The organism is Ensifer sp. LC163, from assembly GCF_001695855.1.
Classification (GTDB): domain Bacteria; phylum Pseudomonadota; class Alphaproteobacteria; order Rhizobiales; family Rhizobiaceae; genus Ensifer.
The window spans coordinates 43,894-62,597 of sequence record NZ_MBSS01000014.1; the positions used below are offsets into that span (position 1 = coordinate 43,894).

The 18,704-nt window shown below is 62.7% G+C and carries 22 protein-coding genes; 8 read left to right on the forward strand and 14 right to left on the reverse strand.

Annotated elements, in window-relative coordinates; genetic code table 11:
- The first annotated feature begins 88 nt into the window (after nucleotides 1-88).
- Together BC360_RS14725 and BC360_RS14730 are read left to right on the forward strand one after the other, a co-directional pair.
- Nucleotides 89-958, forward strand: a complete 870-nt coding sequence (locus BC360_RS14725; RefSeq protein WP_065795705.1) for an NAD(P)-dependent oxidoreductase — start codon at nucleotides 89-91, stop codon at nucleotides 956-958.
- A complete protein-coding gene (locus BC360_RS14730; protein WP_065795706.1) occupies nucleotides 955-1,677 on the forward strand; it encodes a DNA alkylation repair protein in 723 nt (240 codons plus the stop codon). Before BC360_RS14725 ends, BC360_RS14730 begins: the two co-directional genes overlap by 4 nt.
- A gap of 112 nt (nucleotides 1,678-1,789) precedes the next feature.
- Here BC360_RS14730 and BC360_RS14735 read toward each other — a convergent pair whose 3' ends face one another.
- The 3 genes from BC360_RS14735 to BC360_RS14745 all read right to left on the reverse strand — a co-directional run bounded on the left by BC360_RS14735 (nucleotide 1,790) and on the right by BC360_RS14745 (nucleotide 3,565).
- A complete protein-coding gene (locus tag BC360_RS14735; protein WP_025427268.1) occupies nucleotides 1,790-2,278 on the reverse strand; it encodes an Lrp/AsnC family transcriptional regulator in 489 nt (162 codons plus the stop codon).
- 65 nt (nucleotides 2,279-2,343) lie between these two features.
- The gene (locus BC360_RS14740; RefSeq protein ID WP_065779992.1) at nucleotides 2,344-2,979 is read right to left on the reverse strand and encodes a uracil-DNA glycosylase family protein; all 636 of its coding nucleotides are present in this window, start codon (nucleotides 2,977-2,979) and stop codon (nucleotides 2,344-2,346) included.
- Complete coding sequence (locus BC360_RS14745; protein WP_065795707.1) at nucleotides 2,972-3,565, reverse strand: thermonuclease family protein; 594 nt, start codon at nucleotides 3,563-3,565, stop codon at nucleotides 2,972-2,974. Before BC360_RS14745 ends, BC360_RS14740 begins: the two co-directional genes overlap by 8 nt.
- A 224-nt stretch (nucleotides 3,566-3,789) precedes the next feature.
- Between BC360_RS14745 and BC360_RS14750 the strand changes: the two genes are divergently transcribed.
- Together BC360_RS14750 and petA are read left to right on the forward strand one after the other, a co-directional pair.
- Nucleotides 3,790-5,325, forward strand: coding sequence for a sensor histidine kinase (locus BC360_RS14750; RefSeq protein WP_065795708.1), 1,536 nt, complete (start codon nucleotides 3,790-3,792; stop codon nucleotides 5,323-5,325).
- A gap of 263 nt (nucleotides 5,326-5,588) precedes the next feature.
- Nucleotides 5,589-6,155, forward strand: coding sequence for a ubiquinol-cytochrome c reductase iron-sulfur subunit (gene petA, locus BC360_RS14755; protein ID WP_065795709.1), 567 nt, complete (start codon nucleotides 5,589-5,591; stop codon nucleotides 6,153-6,155).
- Between the two features lie 39 nt (nucleotides 6,156-6,194).
- Here petA and BC360_RS14760 read toward each other — a convergent pair whose 3' ends face one another.
- Both BC360_RS14760 and cobT read right to left on the reverse strand, forming a co-directional pair.
- Nucleotides 6,195-6,608: a diacylglycerol kinase gene (locus BC360_RS14760; RefSeq protein WP_065779984.1), complete on the reverse strand. Its 414-nt coding sequence runs from the start codon at nucleotides 6,606-6,608 to the stop codon at nucleotides 6,195-6,197.
- Nucleotides 6,609-6,836: 228 nt separating this feature from the next.
- On the reverse strand, nucleotides 6,837-7,853 hold the full coding sequence (cobT, locus tag BC360_RS14765) for a nicotinate-nucleotide--dimethylbenzimidazole phosphoribosyltransferase (protein ID WP_065795710.1): 1,017 nt from the start codon (nucleotides 7,851-7,853) through the stop codon (nucleotides 6,837-6,839).
- A 152-nt stretch (nucleotides 7,854-8,005) separates the two neighbouring features.
- Between cobT and BC360_RS14770 the strand changes: the two genes are divergently transcribed.
- The 3 genes from BC360_RS14770 (at nucleotide 8,006) to BC360_RS14780 (ending at nucleotide 9,778) form a co-directional block, all read left to right on the forward strand.
- Nucleotides 8,006-8,794, forward strand: coding sequence for an adenosylcobinamide-GDP ribazoletransferase (locus tag BC360_RS14770; RefSeq protein ID WP_065795711.1), 789 nt, complete (start codon nucleotides 8,006-8,008; stop codon nucleotides 8,792-8,794).
- A 64-nt stretch (nucleotides 8,795-8,858) separates the two neighbouring features.
- The gene (locus BC360_RS14775) at nucleotides 8,859-9,080 is read left to right on the forward strand and encodes a DUF1289 domain-containing protein (RefSeq protein WP_065779978.1); all 222 of its coding nucleotides are present in this window, start codon (nucleotides 8,859-8,861) and stop codon (nucleotides 9,078-9,080) included.
- Nucleotides 9,077-9,778, forward strand: a complete 702-nt coding sequence (locus tag BC360_RS14780; protein ID WP_065795712.1) for a TIGR02281 family clan AA aspartic protease — start codon at nucleotides 9,077-9,079, stop codon at nucleotides 9,776-9,778. Before BC360_RS14775 ends, BC360_RS14780 begins: the two co-directional genes overlap by 4 nt.
- Nucleotides 9,779-9,942: 164 nt before the next feature.
- Here BC360_RS14780 and BC360_RS14785 read toward each other — a convergent pair whose 3' ends face one another.
- From BC360_RS14785 to BC360_RS14825, 9 genes are all read right to left on the reverse strand, one after another.
- Nucleotides 9,943-10,704 (reverse strand): ABC transporter permease, encoded by a 762-nt coding sequence (locus BC360_RS14785; RefSeq protein WP_065795713.1) that lies wholly within the window; start codon nucleotides 10,702-10,704, stop codon nucleotides 9,943-9,945.
- Nucleotides 10,701-11,627, reverse strand: a complete 927-nt coding sequence (locus tag BC360_RS14790; RefSeq protein WP_065795714.1) for an ABC transporter ATP-binding protein — start codon at nucleotides 11,625-11,627, stop codon at nucleotides 10,701-10,703. Before BC360_RS14790 ends, BC360_RS14785 begins: the two co-directional genes overlap by 4 nt.
- Nucleotides 11,628-11,738: 111 nt before the next feature.
- Complete coding sequence (locus tag BC360_RS14795; protein WP_065795715.1) at nucleotides 11,739-12,227, reverse strand: YeeE/YedE family protein; 489 nt, start codon at nucleotides 12,225-12,227, stop codon at nucleotides 11,739-11,741.
- Entirely contained in the window at nucleotides 12,224-12,631 is a 408-nt protein-coding gene (locus BC360_RS14800; protein ID WP_065779968.1) for a YeeE/YedE family protein, read from the reverse strand. Before BC360_RS14800 ends, BC360_RS14795 begins: the two co-directional genes overlap by 4 nt.
- Nucleotides 12,628-12,960, reverse strand: coding sequence for an ArsR/SmtB family transcription factor (locus BC360_RS14805; RefSeq protein ID WP_065779966.1), 333 nt, complete (start codon nucleotides 12,958-12,960; stop codon nucleotides 12,628-12,630). Before BC360_RS14805 ends, BC360_RS14800 begins: the two co-directional genes overlap by 4 nt.
- A gap of 277 nt (nucleotides 12,961-13,237) precedes the next feature.
- On the reverse strand, nucleotides 13,238-13,504 hold the full coding sequence (locus BC360_RS14810) for a hypothetical protein (protein ID WP_139110048.1): 267 nt from the start codon (nucleotides 13,502-13,504) through the stop codon (nucleotides 13,238-13,240).
- 193 nt (nucleotides 13,505-13,697) lie between these two features.
- Nucleotides 13,698-14,951, reverse strand: a complete 1,254-nt coding sequence (locus tag BC360_RS14815; protein WP_065779962.1) for an extensin family protein — start codon at nucleotides 14,949-14,951, stop codon at nucleotides 13,698-13,700.
- A 383-nt stretch (nucleotides 14,952-15,334) separates the two neighbouring features.
- Nucleotides 15,335-15,886: a Kazal-type serine protease inhibitor family protein gene (locus BC360_RS14820; RefSeq protein ID WP_065779960.1), complete on the reverse strand. Its 552-nt coding sequence runs from the start codon at nucleotides 15,884-15,886 to the stop codon at nucleotides 15,335-15,337.
- A gap of 391 nt (nucleotides 15,887-16,277) precedes the next feature.
- Complete coding sequence (locus tag BC360_RS14825; protein WP_065779958.1) at nucleotides 16,278-18,092, reverse strand: methyl-accepting chemotaxis protein; 1,815 nt, start codon at nucleotides 18,090-18,092, stop codon at nucleotides 16,278-16,280.
- 214 nt (nucleotides 18,093-18,306) lie between these two features.
- Between BC360_RS14825 and BC360_RS14830 the strand changes: the two genes are divergently transcribed.
- Nucleotides 18,307-18,693, forward strand: a complete 387-nt coding sequence (locus BC360_RS14830; protein ID WP_053251737.1) for an acyl-CoA thioesterase — start codon at nucleotides 18,307-18,309, stop codon at nucleotides 18,691-18,693.
- Nucleotides 18,694-18,704: the final 11 nt, after the last annotated feature.

The window sequence follows — 18,704 nt, forward strand, 5'->3', positions numbered from 1 at the left end:
AGCAAGGTGCCCACCTGTTCCGTCGCCCCTTTCGCGCACCGGCGCCATCGGCTAAACCTCACCCAAAGCAATTGGGAGTGTTTTGGAAATGGCAAAGGTCGCATTCATCGGTCTCGGCGTCATGGGTTACCCCATGGCCGGTCACCTCAGGGTTCGTGGCGGACACGAGCTGACGGTCTATAATCGCACCTTCGCCAAGGCCGAAAAATGGGCTGCCGAGTTCGGTGGACGGGCGGTTAAGACGCCGGCCGAAGCGGCCGATGGCGCCGAATTCGTCTTCGCCTGCGTCGGCAATGACGACGACCTGCGCTCAGTCACCACTGGCAAGGACGGCGCCTTCGAAAAGCTGAAGGCCGAGGCCATCTTCATCGACAACACCACCGCCTCTGCCGAAGTCGCCCGCGAGCTTTATGTGGCGGCCCGCGCCCGCGGCGCCCATTTCGTCGATGCGCCCGTGTCCGGCGGCCAGGCTGGCGCCGAGAACGGTGTGCTGACGGTGATGTGCGGCGGCGACGAGCCCGCCTTCGAGCGCGCCAAGCCGGTGATCGAAGCCTTTGCCCGCATGGTCGGGCTGATGGGGCCTGCCGGCGCCGGCCAGATCACCAAGATGATCAACCAGATCTGCATCGCAGGTCTCGTGCAGGGCCTCGCCGAAGGCATTCACTTCGGCAAGAAGGCCGGCCTCGACATCGAGAAGGTCGTCGACGTCATCTCCAAGGGCGCCGCCGGCTCATGGCAGATGGAGAACCGCCACAAGACGATGAATGCCGGCAAGTATGATTTCGGCTTTGCCGTCGACTGGATGCGTAAGGATCTCGACATCGTCCTGGCGGAAGCCCGCCGCAACGGCGCCAAGCTGCCGGTCACCGCCCTCGTCGACCAGTTCTATGGCGACGTGCAGGCCATGGGCGGAAACCGCTGGGATACCTCCTCGTTGCTCGCCAGGTTGGAAAAATGAGCCTTTCGCCGACCTCGAGCGCCGGCGACATCATCGAGCACCTGCGCGCGCAGCGTTCGCAGGAGAACCTCGCGGGCATGGCACGGTTCGGCATTGTCACCGAGACGGCTCTGGGCCTTTCGAATGTCGAACTCCACCGGATCACGCGACTGGTGAAGGTTGACCACGCCCGTGCGCTTGAGCTCTGGCGATCCGGTATCCGCGAGGCACGCATTCTCGCCGCCTTTACCGCCGACCCGAAGGCATTGACGCTCGACGAGGCACGACGCTGGGCTGAGGATTGCAATTCCTGGGAGGTCGTCGACACCGTCGCCGACGTCTTCGTGACCGCCCGGTTCGAACAGGTCCTGATCCCCGAGTTTGCGGCAGACACGCGCGAATTCGTTCGCCGCACCGCCTTTGCGATGATCGCGACCGCCGCCGTGCATCTGAAGAAGGAGCCGGATGCAAGCCTTCTTGCCTGGCTGCCGCTGATCGAGCGCCACGCCGAAGACGAGCGCAACTTCGTCAAGAAGGCAGTCAACTGGGCGCTGCGCCAGATCGGCAAGCGCAATGCCGCCTGCCATGGACCGGCGCTGGCGCTGGCCGAAAGACTTGCCGCCAGTTCCAACCGCGCGGCGCGATGGGTCGGCAAGGACGCGGTCCGGGAACTGGGCAGCGACAAGGTCCTGGCGAGACTCGGCCTCATGGCGACAGGCCGAGACCAATCGAGGGCCTGACAATGTGCGCCGATCGAAGGAGGCGTCGCGGCCGACAGGCCGAATTTCCTGCACCTTTGACAGCCAGGCGACCAGCGGCGTTGGGACCACCAACGCCGCCCGGATCTCTGCCTCAATCCTCGCTGGATTTCGCCTGATCGATCATCATGTAGTCGAGCGGAAGCTCGGTCGTGTACTTGATCTGCTCCATGGCGAAGGCGGAGGAGACGTCGCGGATCTCGATCTTGGCGATCAGTCGCTTGTAGAAAGCGTCATAGGCGGCGATATCGGGGACGACGACCCGCAGGAGGTAATCGACGTCGCCGCTCATGCGATAGAACTCGACGACCTCGGGGAATTCGCCGACCACTTCCGAGAAACGACGCAGCCATTCGATCGAGTGCGTATTGGTGCGGATCGACACGAACACCGTCACCTTGGTGTTGATCTTGACCGGATCGAGCAGCGCCACCCGGCGGCGGATGACGCCATCCTCTTCCATCTTCTGGATGCGCCGCCAGCAAGGCGTGGTCGACAGGCCTACCTTCTTGGCAAGGTCGGCAACGGCCAAGGTGGAATCCTCCTGCAACAGGCGCAGGATTTTGCGGTCTAGACGATCCATGAATGTCCCTCTCGAATTATTTTTCTTTCTATAGCGCGAAATCGACAAAGATAAAGAATAATTTTTCAGGAAATCAACAACCTGACCCGCTCACGCAAAAACGGCAAAACATCCGCCTCGAACCAGGGATTGCGCTTCAGCCAGCCGGTATTACGCCAGCTCGGATGCGGCAACGGTACGATCGCAGGCACGGCATTGCGCAACGCATAGCGCCGCCAACCGGCAACCGTTTCGGTCATCGATTTCGGACAGTCCGGCCCGATATGCCAGCGCTGCGCATAGTGGCCGATGGCCAGCACCAGCTCGACCTGCGGCATCGCCTGCATTACCCTCATCCGCCAGAAGGGCGCGCATTCCCGCCGTGGTGGCAGGTCGCTGCCATGGGCGTCGTAACCCGGAAAGCAGAATCCCATCGGCACGATCGCCAGCTTGTCCCTGTTGTAGAAGGTTTCCCGATCGATCTCGAGCCACTGCCGCAGCCGGTCGCCGGAGGCGTCATTGAAGGGCAACCCGCTTTCATGCACCCGCAGGCCCGGCGCCTGTCCGGCGATCAGCACCCGCGCGGATCTGGAAATGACCGCAACCGGTCGCGGCTCGTGCGGCAGCCGGTCTTCCGATCCGCGCGCCGGCTGGTCACGACAGATGCGGCAGGCCGCGATAGCGGCGCGAAGCCCTGCAATATCATCCTGCTTCTCATGCATCGCCGATCCTCGCAAACAGCGCCGAGAGCTGTTCGGAAAGCCACAGCCGGATAGCATCGAGCCAACTATCCACGACATGCGGCGCCTCGTCCGCATGGCCGTTGCTGCGGCGCCAGGCTTGTGGCCGGGTGAAATCGCCACCCCAAAGCCCGACGTTCTGCCTTTCCGCCGCTGCTTCTTCTTTCCGATAGCGGCCGTAGCTGACGGCATAGCCGGTCGCGACCATCTCCCGTCCGATGTCTCGCCCATTCGTTTCGCACGTACCGAGATCACGGCCATATTTGTCGCGCCCGTGCAGCCGACAATGCGTCGTGGTGCCCGAAACCATCGCCCTCAGCCGCTGGCGAGCGTCGGCTCCGCAATCCCACTGCGCGCCATCGCGCTCACAGATCTGGCCGATCTCGGGCGCGTCGATGCCGTCGAGGCGTATGCGCCGGCCATCGAGGCGCAGGCTGTCGCCGTCGCTCGCGGTCGCCATCCCAGAGAGCTCACCCGTCACCGTCCGCTCCGGTGGCGGCAGCTGCGAGACGACATAGGCGCCGGCGCAGAGCAGCAGAAGGAAGATCCAGCCGCCGATGGTTCCCATGCGCCCGGCAGGGGCGCCACCCTCAGCACCCCTTCTGCCGCCCGTGAACCGATATCTGGATCTGCCCGATCTCAATTTGCTGCGCCCCGTCCGCTTTGCAACGCCCATTGAAGCCGCAAATCACGATCGCGCCACAATGGTTGTCGAATCCTTCATGTCAGGCAGCAACTTCTTAAGGATTGCTCACTAGACTGCAACCAGCTGTAACCTTTGCATATAAGAGCATGAGTATCGCCGTCAGCACATCGACAGATAAGATCATTGTCGACAAGTCGCGAAGCCATCGAAACAAGGCCGTTTCGAAGACAGTGCGCGCGACGCGCGAACGGCTGCAAACCGGTTCGTCCGCGCCCTCCGGCTTCGAACGCGAAATGCTCAATCTCTATATCGGTTCCGCATTGCATGGCGCCATTGCCATGCCCTTGCTCGTTACCCTCATCACCGCCGTCGGCATCTATCTCTCCGGCAACCTGAGTATCGTCGTCTGGGCGATCATGACGTTGTCAGCCCACGCCGTCACCGTCTTCCTGGCGCGAAAGGCGCGCAAGGAGGACATGGCCGCCGACAAGGTGCCGGTGTGGCGCCGCCGCTTCCTAATCGGGCAACTGCTGATGGGCCTTTGCTGGGCGACGTTCGTGACGCAGGACTGCGCCACCTGCGGCGAGATCCGCTATGGCTTCTTTGAAGGCGCCGGCCTGCTGATGGCACTTGCCGCCACCGCCATGGGCACCTTCCTGCTGCGCAACGCCCTCCTCTACACATTCCTGCCCGTCGTCGCTGCGCTCGCCTTTTCCTCGCTGACCACGGGCGATCCGGTTCATGTCGGCCTGACCGGCGTCATCTCGCTGTCTCTGCTGTTCCTCGTCTTCATGACCGACCGCATGAACCGCGCCAATGTGCATATTCTTTCGATGCAATCGGAGAAGGACGACCTGATCGCCGAGCTCGAAGTGGCAAAATCCATGTCGGACGAAGCGCGTCGGCGCGCGGAGGAAGCAAACCTCGCCAAGTCGCGGTTCCTCGCCTCGATGTCGCACGAGCTGCGCACGCCGCTCAACGCCATCCTCGGCTTCTCCGAGGTCATGTCGACCGAGGTTCTCGGGCCGCTCAACAACCCGACCTACAAGGAATATACCAGCGATATCCACCGCTCGGGTGAACATCTGCTCAACCTGATCAACGAGATCCTCGACCTCTCGCGCATTGAGGCGGGCCGCTATGACCTCAACGAAGAATCCGTCAGCCTCGTCGATATCGCCGACGATTGCATCGGCATGGTCCAGCTTCGCGCCCGTGCCAAGTCGATTAGCATCCATGCACAATTCGAGCAGGGCATGCCCGCCGTCTGGGTCGATGAAAAGGCCATGCGCCAGGTCATCCTCAACCTGTTGTCGAATGCGGTGAAATTCACCAGTTCCAGCGGCGAAATCACGGTCAAGGTGGGCTGGACGGCCGGCGGCGGCCAATATCTCTCGATCAAGGACAATGGCCCGGGCATTCCCGAGGAGGAAATCCCGATCGTGCTCTCCGCCTTCGGCCAGGGTTCCATCGCCATCAAGAGCGCCGAACAGGGCACCGGCCTCGGCCTGCCGATCGTGCAGGCGATCCTTGCCAAGCACAATGGCGAGTTCATCCTGCGCTCAAAGCTGCGCGAAGGCACCGAAGCCATCGCCATCCTGCCGGCCCGCCGCGTGCTTGAAAGCCTGCCCGCCGTCGAAGACGTGCCCGCCCCTGCCCGCCGCCGCAAGAGCTTCGCCTGATCCGTATCCGCTGAAACAGCTCGTGCCGCCACCTGCGGGCAGTGTGCGGTCGCGACCTCCATTGGCGTCGCCAGCATCCCCAAGCGCCAGCGCAATGCAACACCTTAATTCCGGAGCGAATTAAGCGTAAAATTGCGCGATAAAAGTGGGAAACCGCCACGCTTGCATTGCAACCGCGACAGCCGAAGGTCGGACATCCCTTCTGCCCCTCCGACAGGGGCATGTCGCTCGACCGCGTGGCGCGACGGAAGGAGCGCTGTGGCATGAACATATTCACTGAAGAAAGGGAACCGACGAGGCGTGAATTCCTCTATCTTTCGACCGGCATTGCGGGCGCAGTTGGACTGGGTGGTGCTTCGTGGCCGTTCTTGAACCAGATGAATCCTGACGCCTCGACGCTGGCGATGGCCTCGGTCGAGGTCGACGTAGCCTCGCTTGAGGAGGGGGCGTCGATGACGCTCAGGTGGCGCAGCCGCCCGATCTTCATCCGCCACAGGACGCCCAAGGAGATCGAGGCGGCGAAAGCGGTCGCGATGGACGAACTCAAGGACCCGGTGGCTCGTAACGCCAATCTTCCCAGGGACCAGCCGGCCACCGATCTTGCGCGCTCGGCCGGAGCAGGACGGGAGAACTGGCTCGTGATGGTCGGCGTCTGCACCCACCTCGGCTGTATCCCGCTCGGCCAGGCCGGCGAATACGGCGGCTGGTTCTGCCCTTGCCACGGCTCGCACTACGACACGGCCGGCCGCGTCCGTAAGGGTCCTGCCCCGGAGAACCTGGCGATACCGCCGATGGTGTTTATCTCCGATACCGTCATCAAGATCGGTTAGCGCACGTCGTGCGCCCGTTTCGCCGCGAGATGTGTCGTCTCAGTCGATGAGGCCCGCGACAAAAATGACGTAGCCGGCATAGACCGTATTCGCGACGATGAGGCAAAGGCAGGCGAAGGAGCCGAGGTCCTTGGCGTTCTTGCCCATCTCCGAGATTTCCGGCGAGACGCGGTCGACGATCTCTTCGATTGCCGTGTTGATCGCCTCGAAGGCCATCATCAGCAGAAACAGGATCGCCATGGCGACGTATTGGAAGAATGTGGCGCCGGCGATTGTGAACGCGACCATCACCATCGCGAAGGCGATCAGCTCGTGCCGGAACGCAGCCTCGCCGATCAGCCGCTTGGCACCGCCCAGCGAATAGCTCGCGGCAGCGAACAGATGGCGGATTCCGGTCTGCTTTTCGACCGGTCCGGTCTGGCCGCGGCGGGGCGTGGTATTGTTGGCGTCCATTTCATCTCGACTGTCTATAAAACTGCGCTGCTTCGACATCGTCATTGAGGCGAATGCAAGGCGGTCCCGGTTGCGCGGGGCGCCGACAGGTGGCTGCGGCGTGCATATGCGCCTCTGGATAGGCGAGAAGAATGCGGCCATCAAGCCCGCCGCAGACAAGTGTGGTGCCTGCGACAGGCAATCGACAGCAAACGACAGGCCTTCGCGCGAAGGCCCACCGTTTCTTCGTCAGGTCTTGTTGCTGACGCCAGCCTGCGCAAACGTCGCCATGCCGCCGTGGCAGGCGGCAGCAGCCTTGACGATGCCGGCGGCAAGGGCCGCACCCGTGCCTTCGCCAAGGCGCATGCCGAGCGCCAGCAGCGGAGTCTTGCCGAGCTTTTCGATCGCGCGCATATGGCCGGGTTCGCCGGAGACGTGGCCGATCAGGCAATGATCGAGCGCCGACGGGTTGGCCGCCTTGAGGATTGCACCGGCAGCGGTCGCCACGTAACCGTCGATGATGACGGGCACCTGCTGCATGCGGGCCGCCAGGATGGCGCCGGCCATGGCAGCGATCTCACGACCACCGAGGCGGCGCATCAATTCGAGCGGGTCGGACAGATGATTGCGGTGCAGCGCGACCGCCTTTTCGACCGCAGCGATCTTGCGCTTCAGCACCTCGCCTTCCGAGCCTGTGCCCGGTCCGACCCAGTCTTCCGCCGTGCCGCCGTAAAGGCCGAGATTGATCGCAGCAGCGATCGTCGTGTTGCCGATGCCCATCTCGCCGATGCACAACAGATCGGTACCGCCGGCGACAGCTTCCATGCCGAAGGCCATGGTGGCCGCACAGTCGCGCTCGGAAAGTGCCGCCTCCTCGGTGATATCGCCGGTGGGATAATCGAGCGCGAGGTCGAAGACCTTCAGGCCGAGATCGTGGCTGACGCAGATCTGGTTGATCGCGGCGCCGCCGGCGGCAAAGTTCTCGACCATCTGTGCCGTGACCGACGACGGAAATGGCGTGACGCCCTGACGGGTGACGCCGTGATTGCCGGCAAAGATCGCGACGAGCGGCCGATTGACCGCCGGCGGCTTGCCCGTCCAGGCGGCCAGCCAGAAAGCGATCTCCTCAAGACGCCCGAGCGCGCCCGGCGGCTTCGTCAGCTGCGCATCGCGATCGCGCGCGGCAGCCAGCGCGGCCGAATTCGGGCCCGGGAGGTTGCGCAACAATTCGCGGAAATCATCAAACGGCAGGCCGCTGGCACTCATGGGGAGGAATCCTTGCATATCGTGAAGCTCAATCCACGCTCCTCATAGAGGGCGCGCAAATTTCGGGCAACGACATTTGCGCCAATCCGCGTCGCCGGAGCATGATCCGGCGAAAGGGCATCGATTCGGCGCGCCCGGGGGTTGGAGGGGCCATGACCTATCTTCGCGACTTTTGTGACGATCTGGCGCGCTCGGTCGCCTTCCTCAGCCGCATCCATATGCCGCAACGCCATTTCGTCGATTATGACGGCCGGCTGAACCGTGCCGTTCGCGCCTTTCCGTTGGCGGGACTGTTGATCGCCCTGCCCGCAGCCGCCATCGCCTCCTTGCTGATGGCGCTCCAGGTCAGCTCCCTGTTTACGGCCTTCCTGGTCGTCGCCGTGCAGGCGCTGGTGACCGGCTGCCTGCACGAGGATGGGCTGGGCGATACGGCCGACGGCTTCGGCGGCGGGCGCGACCGGGAGGCGGCGCTGGTGATCATGAAGGACAGCCACATCGGTTCCTATGGCGCCATTGCGCTGATCCTCTCCTTCGGCCTTCGCGTATCGGCGCTGGCGTCCTTCCTGCCGTTGTTTACCCCGACCGGCGCCGGGCTCACGATCCTGGGCGCCGCCGCCCTCAGTCGTGCGGCGATGGTCTGGCACTGGTCGCGCCTGCCGCCGGCTCGCCGTGACGGTGTTGCCGCCTCGGCCGGCGAACCCGACCCGGCAGCCACGTCCTTCGCGCTTGGCTCAGGCGTGCTTGCCGCCATGCTGCTTTTCTATTTCGCCAAGGCCCCGGCACTCGCCCTCATTCTCACACTTGTCGCCTTCGTCGCGACCGCTGCCGCCTTTGGCCGTCTCGCCACCCTCAAGATCGGTGGCCACACCGGCGACACCATCGGCGCGACACAGCAACTGACGGAAATCGCCATCCTCGGTGCCCTTGCACTGACGGTTTGAAAAGCCGATATAATCAGTCGAAACAACGACCCACCCCACAACCCAGGACCTTCAGCTCAGGACCATGGAATCTCCCTGCATTCTCGTCTGTTCGATCGACGACAGGACCGGCTACTGTTTCGGCTGCGGTCGCACCCGAAATGAGATCGGCGCCTGGACGCTCTACACCGACGCCGACAGACACGCGATTATGTTGGCCCTGCCGGCAAGGCTTGAAACGATGGAGCGAAAGCCCCGGCGCGAAACGCGCCGCACGCGCATGGCCAGGGAACGTGGCGACGCATGACACGCCTTTTGATTTTGCTCTCGATCCTGGCGATCGGCCTCCTGTTGCTGATCGTCAACCATGACGCCGGCCGCACCTTCGGACTGGCGAATGACGATTTCGGCCAGCTCGTCTCGCTCGGCGCAATTGCCACGCTGTTAAGCGCCGGCATCTGGCAAAGCCGTCGCCGCTTTGGCGTAGGCGCCCGGCAGGCAGCGATCTGGCTGCTCATTTTGCTGGCCCTCGTCTCGGCCTATGTCTATCGCTTCGAGCTACAGGGCTTCGGCAACCGGGTGCTTTCCGGTCTGATACCGGGTCGCGCCACCGTCATGACCGACAGCGAAGGCCGCCAGGAGGTGGTGCTGCAGAAGATGATCAACGGCCATTTCGAGACCAATGCCGCGGTCAACGGCAAAGAGATCAACATGCTGGTCGACACCGGCGCCAGCAGCATTGCGCTGACCTACGAAGATGCCGAGCGCATCGGGCTTGATCCGGCAAAGCTGAGCTACACGATGACGGTGATGACCGCCAACGGTCAGGCGATGGCGGCACCCGTACTGCTTTCCGAGGTCGCCATCGGCCCGATCGTGCGCAACGACGTCAGCGCGACGGTCGCGGCCGAAGGCAAGCTCGACCAGAGCCTGCTCGGCATGAGCTTCCTGTCGACTCTCGACTCCCTGCAGATGCGCACAGACGAGCTCCGGCTGCGCGACTGAACGGGATCTGCGGCAAACGCTTCTTCTTGAACGCACTGGTTCAGGGCCGACCTCAGTCTGTCGACCACACGGGCGGCCCTGCGCGTCGTCTGGACCTTGTTTCAGGCACTGATCGCTATTTTCCTGGTCGGCGCCGCCATCATCTACGGCACGGGTGGCGGCCGTCAGTTCCGCAACCGGTAGCCGGTGCGGAAGATCCAGGCGAGTACCGACAGGCAGATCGTCAGGAACACCACGATCATCGCCGCGCTGACGACCGGATTGACGTCGGACACTTCAAAGAAGCTCCAGCGGAAACCGCTGATGAGATAGAGCACCGGGTTGAAGTGGCTGACCGCCTGCCAGAACGGTGGCAGCATGTCGATCGAGTAGAAGCTGCCGCCAAGGAATACGAGCGGCGGGATGACCAGCATCGGGATCAGGTTCAGCTGCTCGAAGTCCTTGGCCCAGATGCCGATGATGAAGCCGAACAGGCTGAACGAAACGGCGGTCAACACGAAGAAGAAAATCATCGCCAAGGGATGGGCGATCGAAAGATCGACGAACAGCGACGCCGTCAGAAGGATGATCGTGCCGATCATCACCCCCTTGGTCGCCGCCGCCCCGACATAACCGAGCACGATCTCGACCATCGACACCGGCGAGGACAGCACCTCGTAGATCGTGCCGGTGAATTTTGGGAAATAGATGCCGAAGGAGCCGTTGCCGATGCACTGGGTCAGGAGCGTCAGCATGATCAGGCCAGGCGTGATGAAGGCGCCATAGGAGACGCCATCGATCTCCTGGATGCGTGCCCCGATCGCCGCGCCGAAGACGATGAAATAGAGCGAGGTGGAAATGACCGGCGACACCACGCTCTGCAGCAGGGTGCGCCGCGTGCGCGCCATCTCGAAGAAGTAGATCGACTTGATCGCTTCGATGTTCATCGTCCTGCTCCCACGATCTCGACGAAAATATCCTCCAGCGAGCTCTGCCGCGTGGAGATGTCCTTGAGGCGCACGCCGGCTTCGGCGAGCGCCGCCAGCAGCGAGGTTATGCCCGTGCGCTCGGCGCTGGTGTCATAGTCGTAGATCAGACAATGACCATCGCCCTCTAGCGTCAGGTTGTAGGTCGAGAGCGTTTCGGGCACGGCTTCCAACGGATGCGACAGGTCGACACGCAGTTGCTTGCGCCCGAGCTTGCTCATCAGCGCCGTCTTGTCCTCCACCAGCAGGATCTCACCGCCATTGATGACGCCGATGCGGTCGGCGATCTCTTCCGCCTCTTCGATGTAGTGGGTCGTCAGGATGATCGTCACGCCCGAGGCGCGCAGCCGTTCCACGACCTCCCACATGCTCTTGCGCAGGCTGACGTCGACACCGGCGGTCGGCTCGTCGAGGAAGAGCACGCGCGGTTCGTGCGACAGCGCCTTGGCGATCAGCACACGCCGCTTCATGCCGCCGGAAAGCTCGCGCAGCATGTTGTCCTTCTTGTCCCAGAGGGACAGGTCCTTCAGCACCTTCTCGATATGCGCCGGGTTCGGCTTCTTGCCGTGCAGGCCGCGCGAAAAGGTGACGGTGTTCCAGACCGTCTCGAAGGCATCCGTCGTCAGTTCCTGCGGCACCAGGCCGATCATCGACCGCGTCTCGCGAAAATCGCGCACGACGTCATGGCCGCCGACCACCACGGTGCCGCCACTCGGATTGACGATGCCGCAGATGATCGAGATCAGCGTGGTCTTGCCCGCCCCGTTCGGACCAAGCAGCGCCAGGATCTCGCCCTGCTCGATATCGAGGCTGACGCCTTTCAGCGCCTTGAAGCCCGAGGCATAGGTTTTCGAAAGATTGGAAACGGAAACGATAGGCGCCATGAAGCTGATCCGGATGCGGGGAGCGAAGTCGACAGGTCTCGCCTATATGGGCCGATTCATTGCGATTTGCAGCCCGCGGCCCGCAAAAAACAAGGTGACGGAGCGTCAACATCAGGGCAATCGGCCGCTTTCGATCCCGATCCGGTCATTCCCCTGCCCTTGCGCACGAGGCCCCACGCGCGGCAATCGATCGTGCAGCACCATACCGGCAAGCATGGCGACCACAAAAAGGGCCGTCGCCGGCAGGCCGAGCGAAAGGGATGCGAGCGCCGGACCGGGGCAAAGGCCGACCAGACCCCAGCCAACGCCGAAGATCGCCGAGCCGATGATGAGCCGTCGGTCGATCACGCGGTTCGCGGGCAAATGAAAGGCATCGTCGAGCAACGGCCGCTGCATGCGCCGGGTCATGAGGACGCCGAGTGCTGAGACGGCCACCGCGCCGCCGAGCACGAAGGCAAGTGACGGATTCCAGTCGCGCGTGATGTCGAGAAAGGCGCGAACGCGGGCCGGATCCAGCATGCCGGAGAGCGACAGGCCAATTCCGAAGATGACGCCGGAGGCAAGCGTTGCCACCAGGCGCGAGAAGGCGCTGCCGTTCATTGGAGGAAACCTTGGAGATAGACGGTGGCGACGGCCGCGATCATGAAGGTGGCAACCGCCGCGACCGAGCGACGCGAAAGCCGGGCGAGACCGACGACGCCGTGACCGCTGGTGCAGCCTGAGCCCATGCGCGAGCCAAAACCGACAAGCAGCCCGCCAATCACCAACAGCGGCCAGGAGGACGTGACAGTAACCGCTGGCCAAGTGCCGGCGAAAAGACGGTAGATCACGGGACCCGCTATCAGGCCAAGAACAAAGACGATCCCGGTGGTGGCCTGGACCCCTTGCAACAGCCTTCCGGCAATTCCGCTGATACCGGCCACACGACCGTTGGCTACCATCAGGATCGCCGCCGAAAGCCCGATCAGCAGGCCTCCGGCAAGCGCATTCCAGTACTCATTCATGTTTTCTTGCCTTCGCGACAGAAGATTTGACAAAGCGCGCCCACGAGCCGGGCGACCTTATCATGGCTCAGGCGATAGAAAACCTGCTTGGCTTGGCGCCGCGTCGAAACGACGCCCGCATCGCGCAGCACGGTCAGTTGCTGTGACAGCGTCGGTTGGCGGATACCGAGCAATTCCTCCAGTGCCGCCACCGAATGTTCCCCTTCGAGAAGCGTGGTGACGATCAGCAGTCGGTTGCGATTGGCAAGCGTGCGCAGGATCTGTGAAACTTCGGTGGCATGCGCAGTCATGTCGGCGCGCATCCCTGGAAATCGCATTACAGTTCCCATGCCTTCCTCCTGTCGTGCCAAGGAGTGAGTGGAGCCCCGAAAATGACGCGTCCGGGACAAGCCCGGATTCTATCCATGATTGTTATATGAAGTAATATATTATGGTAATACTTATTCGCAAGCCAGACGACACACAAACGCGTTACCACCGACAGTCGGCCCGCACCGACGAGGACGATGAAAATCATATAGTAAATTCAGATTGTTACAATTGTAGGTCATCGGAAAGTAGCGCGCCAAAATTGGGCTAATTTCTGGAATCAACCAAGAGCAAGCGCTAAAACCTACGGTATAAAAACGACTTACACGCATAAGATGTATAAAAGCCATACATCAACCAGAATTTTGAAAATGCCGAATCCGCCTCGAGCTGGCGTCGGTCCATGGCATGGGCCGCCGCCACACCGAGCGGTGCAATCAGCCATATGATCGGAATGATCAGGCCAACGGCGATCGCGTTGATGAAACCGGTTGAAAGCGCCGGCAGGCTGGCGCGCGCCACCCGCTCCAATCGTGACGGTGAGAATCCGGCAAAGGAACGCAATATTGCCGCCGACGCGCCTGTTCTGTCACGAAACGGTGATGCTTTTCAATCAGTTTGGCGTCGCACGCGGCCCACCCGCCACGTGATTTGCACGCATCGCTTTAGTTCCGGAGACCCCTTATCCGGACATCGGCCGGCTCCCCGCCGGCCTCTTTTTTTGCCGGCTCACGATATGCGCGGTTCTGACGGCCCCTCAATCGCAATGGCGGTAGCCGGTCTTGCGTGTCCTCAGGTCGAAGTGGAAATGATCCTTGTGAAAGGGATCGCTGCCCGGGCCGAGGACCGTGTTGAAGTATTTGCAGCTGTCGGTGCGAACAGCCTTCAAAAGCCCCTTCTCGCGAAAGGCGAAGAAGCCCTTCTTGCGCACGTCGATTTCCTTGCCGTTCTTCAACACGAACTTGCCGACATCGATGGCGTTGCCATGCGCATGCTCGGACATCGGGTTGCCCCGGCGCGAGTTCATGGTGCGGCAGGAATAGCCGCCGAGCGGCTTGATCGTCTTGACGCCGGACCAGTAGCGATAGCGCGACGATGGCGCCAGCTCGTATTTCACCCATTTCGCAAAGGCCTCGGTCACTTCGCAGTTGAGCTTGACTGCGGGCTTGACGTCGATGCCGCCGGACAGGCCGCTGAGTTCGATCGGATAGTCGATGCCGCAGGAAGGGCCGTTGCTGATGCGCGGGATATCGCGGAACTCGACGCCGAGCTTGCGCAGGCGCTGGCGGCAGGCAATCTCCGAGCCCGGCATCTGACCGGTATATTGCCTCTCCGGCGTCGATAGCGGATTGCGCGCGCGTGGCAGCATCGCCACCTGCTGCGGTTCCTGGGCTCTCTGCATGGCCCTCTGCCGCTCGAAGGCGCGGGCGCGCTGCGCCTCTTCCGCTGAAATCTGTTCGGCGGTCAATGCAGGCAGATCCGGGTCGCCGCCAAGGCTCGCCTGGGCCTCATCTAAGGTCTGCGGCGGGCTGCCGAGCTGGCGGACATTGTCCTCGCCGATGCCACCGACGACGGGCTGGCTGGCATTGCCCTCGGCAATCTCGCTGCTCTGCTCCTCCGCCAGCCCGACCACCGGCTGCACGCCGAGCATCGCGTCCATGTTGACGCCTTCGGAAGGAATGGCGGTCGAGCCGGTATCGACCTGTTGGGCGCCGGAAAGGCTCGCCTCTTCGCTGTCGATCATCGGCAGGGCGCGGCGTGTCTGCTGGCGCGGCTCAACGGCCATTTCATTGCCACCGCCATTCCTGAAAGTCGAAACCGGCTCTCCGGAGGGATACGCCGCAACCTCCTGCTCCGGCACGGCATCGACCGGAACGGGCCTGATCGCGCCGACGCGTTCGCTGCCGTCGATGCGGGCCGAGGGCGTCAACACATCAGTCGTGCAGGCAACAAGCGAGATCGACAGCACGAACGCCGTCAATGGACGATGGAGAGAGGGAACATACGCCATACCGATTTGCCGCCTTCATCCCGCGTATAGGCCAGAAAATCGGTATCGATTTTCGAAAAGGCTCATACGCTCATTCAAAGTGCTAGAGCGACCTTAGCGCGTCCAAATGGACGCGCAGCGCTCTAGGGCGGTATCGAAGACACCGCCACGCCGCACCCACCCAACATCAAAACGGTGCAGTCCGCCTGTGTCGCGAGCCGGGCACGCCGCCGAAAAAGCCCGTTCTGGGGCGCATTTTAAGCAAACACGGTAAATGAAGCCTTGCGACATGCATCCAACATCCGGCAGGTCGACGGCTTCGCAATGCGCTGACGGCGCACAGCAAAATGGCCTGCGCAGATCGCTCTGCGCAGGCCCGTTTCACTTTTCCCGCTGACGCGTGATTAGCGGCACTCACCGGGGTGCACGATCCGGAAACCGGCGCCACCTGCCTCGCAGGAATTCGGGAAGGTCTGGATCCGGTTGCCGCGTTGGCCGCAGACCGGCGCATACTCGCGGGTGCAGAACTGGCCCTGCGGCGGGCGGTCGTCATCGCGGCGGCATTCGCCGGGCGCAACCACGCGGAAGCCATCAGCCCGCGCCATGCAGGCATTCGAGAACGTCTGCTGCTGGCGGCCGCGCTGGCCGCACACCGGAGCGTATTCACGCGTGCAGGCCTGCGGCTCCCGCTCCGGCGGACGGTAATCCGGCCGGCACTCGCCACGGTGGATGACGTTGAAGCCGTCGGCGCGCGCCTGGCACGAATTCGAGAAGGTGCGCATGCGGCTGCCCCGCGCGCCACAGACCGGCGCATATTCCATCGTGCACATCGGCGGACGGATCGGCCCCGGACCGGGTCTTGGCTCGTCAACCACGACGGTACACGCGGACAGAAATCCGAACGCCAGCAAAATAGCCGCCCCCGCCCGCGTAAAAAGAAGTCTGAGAAGCGCCATGAATATCCCCTCTAGCACAGGCAGACGGGCGACCCGGCGCCATGCCGCGTCATTCCACCTCCCGTTCAGCCGTATCTATCTCCATACACGGATTGGTCAAGCCCGCCCTTCGCCGGAGTGACCAACGGTTGAACGGAAGCCAAATCGTCAACGATTGGAGAAGGCCGAGCCGCCCCAGCGCACACCCGCGCTTCCGATCGGTTAGCTCGCGCCGCCTACTGCGTAATTCCTTAAATCGGATTCGATTTAGGGATAAATTATGCAGCAAGTTTAAAGTGTTACAGCGTCCCCAGCGTGTCATGTTTGACGCGCGGCGCTGTAAGCGCCGAAATGCCGAAAAGCCTGCGTGCTTCCGCACGCAGGCCTTCATTGATCGCCATGGCCGTTGCGTTCAGGCGGCGCGGCCGTAGGCCGTCTGCCGGGCCGTTTCCTGCAGCCGGAACTTCGTCAGCAACATCTTCAGTTCGCGGCTCTCGGCAGCGAGCGTCTGGCTTGCCGCCGTCGTCTCTTCCACCATTGCCGCGTTCTGCTGGGTCATCTGGTCCATGCTGTTGACGGCGGTATTCACTTCCGCCAGACCGGTCGCCTGTTCGCGGGCTGCGGTTGCGATCGAGGCAACCTGTTCGTTGACACGGTTGACCAGGGCTTCGATCTCCGTCAGCGCATCACCGGTCGAGCGGACAAGCTCGACGCCGGCGCCGACTTCGCGCACCGATGTTCCGATCAGTTCCTTGATCTCCTTGGCGGCACCGGCGGAGCGTTGCGCCAGTTCGCGCACCTCCTGTGCGACAACGGCAAAACCACGACCAGCCTCGCCTGCCCGCGCTGCCTCGACGCCGGCGTTCAGCGCCAGAAGATTGGTCTGGAAGGCGATTTCGTCGATCACGCCGATGATCTGGCTGATCCGACTCGACGACGCCTCGATCCGCCCCATGGCGTCGATGGCGTTGCGCACGATGCCGCCGGATTTTGCCGCACTCGCCTTGGTCTCGCTGACCATGCCGCGCGCTTCGTTGGCCCGGTCGGAGGAATGGCGCACCGTCGAGGTGATCTCGTCAAGCGCCGCGGCCGTCTCTTCCAGTGCCGCGGCCTGCTGTTCGGTGCGGCGCGACAGGTTGTTGGCCGCTTCCGAAATGTCGCCGGCGCTGGCGGTGACGATCTCGGTCGAATGCGAGATTGAACCGATGACGTCGCGAAGAGCTGCAACCGCCGTGTTGAAGTCCTGCCGCAGCTTACCGTATTCCGGGGCGATATGGCCGATTTCGGCCGTCAGATCACCGCTTGCGAGCAGCTCGAGCGCAGCGCCCACGATTTCCATCGCGTCGGCCTGTGCGTCAGCCGTTGCCCGCCGGCGCTGTTCGTTGCCGCGCCGCTCGGACTCCAGCCTGTCCTGCTGCTCGGCTTCGCGTGAGCGCAGCTCCAGCCGCTCGCGCACCGAGTCGCGCAGGACGACGAGCACCTTGGCCATCTGGCCGATCTCGTCGCCACGGTCGGTTTCCGGCACGTCGGATGACAGATCCTCATCGGCAATCGACCGCATCGACGCCTTCAGCTTCTCGACCGGTTTGACCACGCTGCGCACGATCGCCAGCGCCGCCATCAGGATCGCCAGCGCTGCAGCGAGAAGAATGCCGGCAACCTGCCAGGCGCGCTCGCGGAACATGGCTGTGAGATCGTCGGAATAGACGCCGGTGCCGACCACCCAGCCCCAGGGCTTGAAGCCGGCGACATGGGAGTATTTCAGCACCGGCTCGTCGGCGCCCGGCTTCGGCCAATAGTAATCGACGAAGCCCTGTCCGCTCTTTTCCACCGTCTTGACGAATTCGACGAAGAGGTGCTTGCCATTCGGATCCTTGTTGGCGGAAAGATCGCGGCCATCCATTTCCGGCTTGATCGGATGCATGATCATCGTCGGATGCATGTCGTTGATCCAGAAATAGCCGCTGCCCTGATAGCGCATCGCCTTGATCGCTTCGAGCGCACGCTTCTGCGCATCCTCGCGCGACAACGTGCCGGCAACCTCCTGTTTGTGGTAGGCGTCGAACACCGCAATGGCGTTCTCGTTCATTGCCGACAGCATCGCCTTGCGTTCGCCGACGAGCTTGTCCTGCGCTTGAAACAGACCGAAGGTCAGCGCCGCCGCCATGGTCAAAAGTGCGAACGCGACGAGCGCGTAAAGCCGCACCGAAATCCTGAATCGTTTCATCCCCTGTCCCCTGCCTCCAGTAGAAGCGTGCAGGATAGGGAGGGCTCTTTGCAAAGCCCCTAACAAACGATCCCTAATTTTGACAATTCTCAAATAATGCCTTCGAAAGGAATGAAGTTTGCGATCGCTGACCTGGCGCGATTTGTCGTCCGGCGCTCTTCCCTGACGAAGCAACCATGCGCTACATCTTTCCCGACACAGGGAGACAGGCCGCATGACCGCAGACAACAAACCGACCGGCGAGCTGACCTTGCGCACGCTCGCCATGCCCGCCGACGCCAATGCCGCCGGCGACATTTTCGGTGGCTGGGTCATGGCGCAGATGGACCTTTCCTGCGGTATTCGTGCTGCCGAGCGGGCCCGCGGCCGCGTGGTAACGGCGGCAGTCAAGGAAATGGCCTTCGCGCTGCCGGTCAAGATCGGCGATACGCTCTGCATCTACACCGATGTCGTCAAGGTCGGCCGGACCTCGATGACACTCAAGGTCGAGGCCTGGGCGCAGCGCTATCTCTCGCATTTGATGGAAAAGGTCACCGACGCGATCTTCGTCATGGTCGCGCTCGACGAGAACGGCAAGCCGAAGGCGGTACCGGACGAATAGGAGCAGCGTTC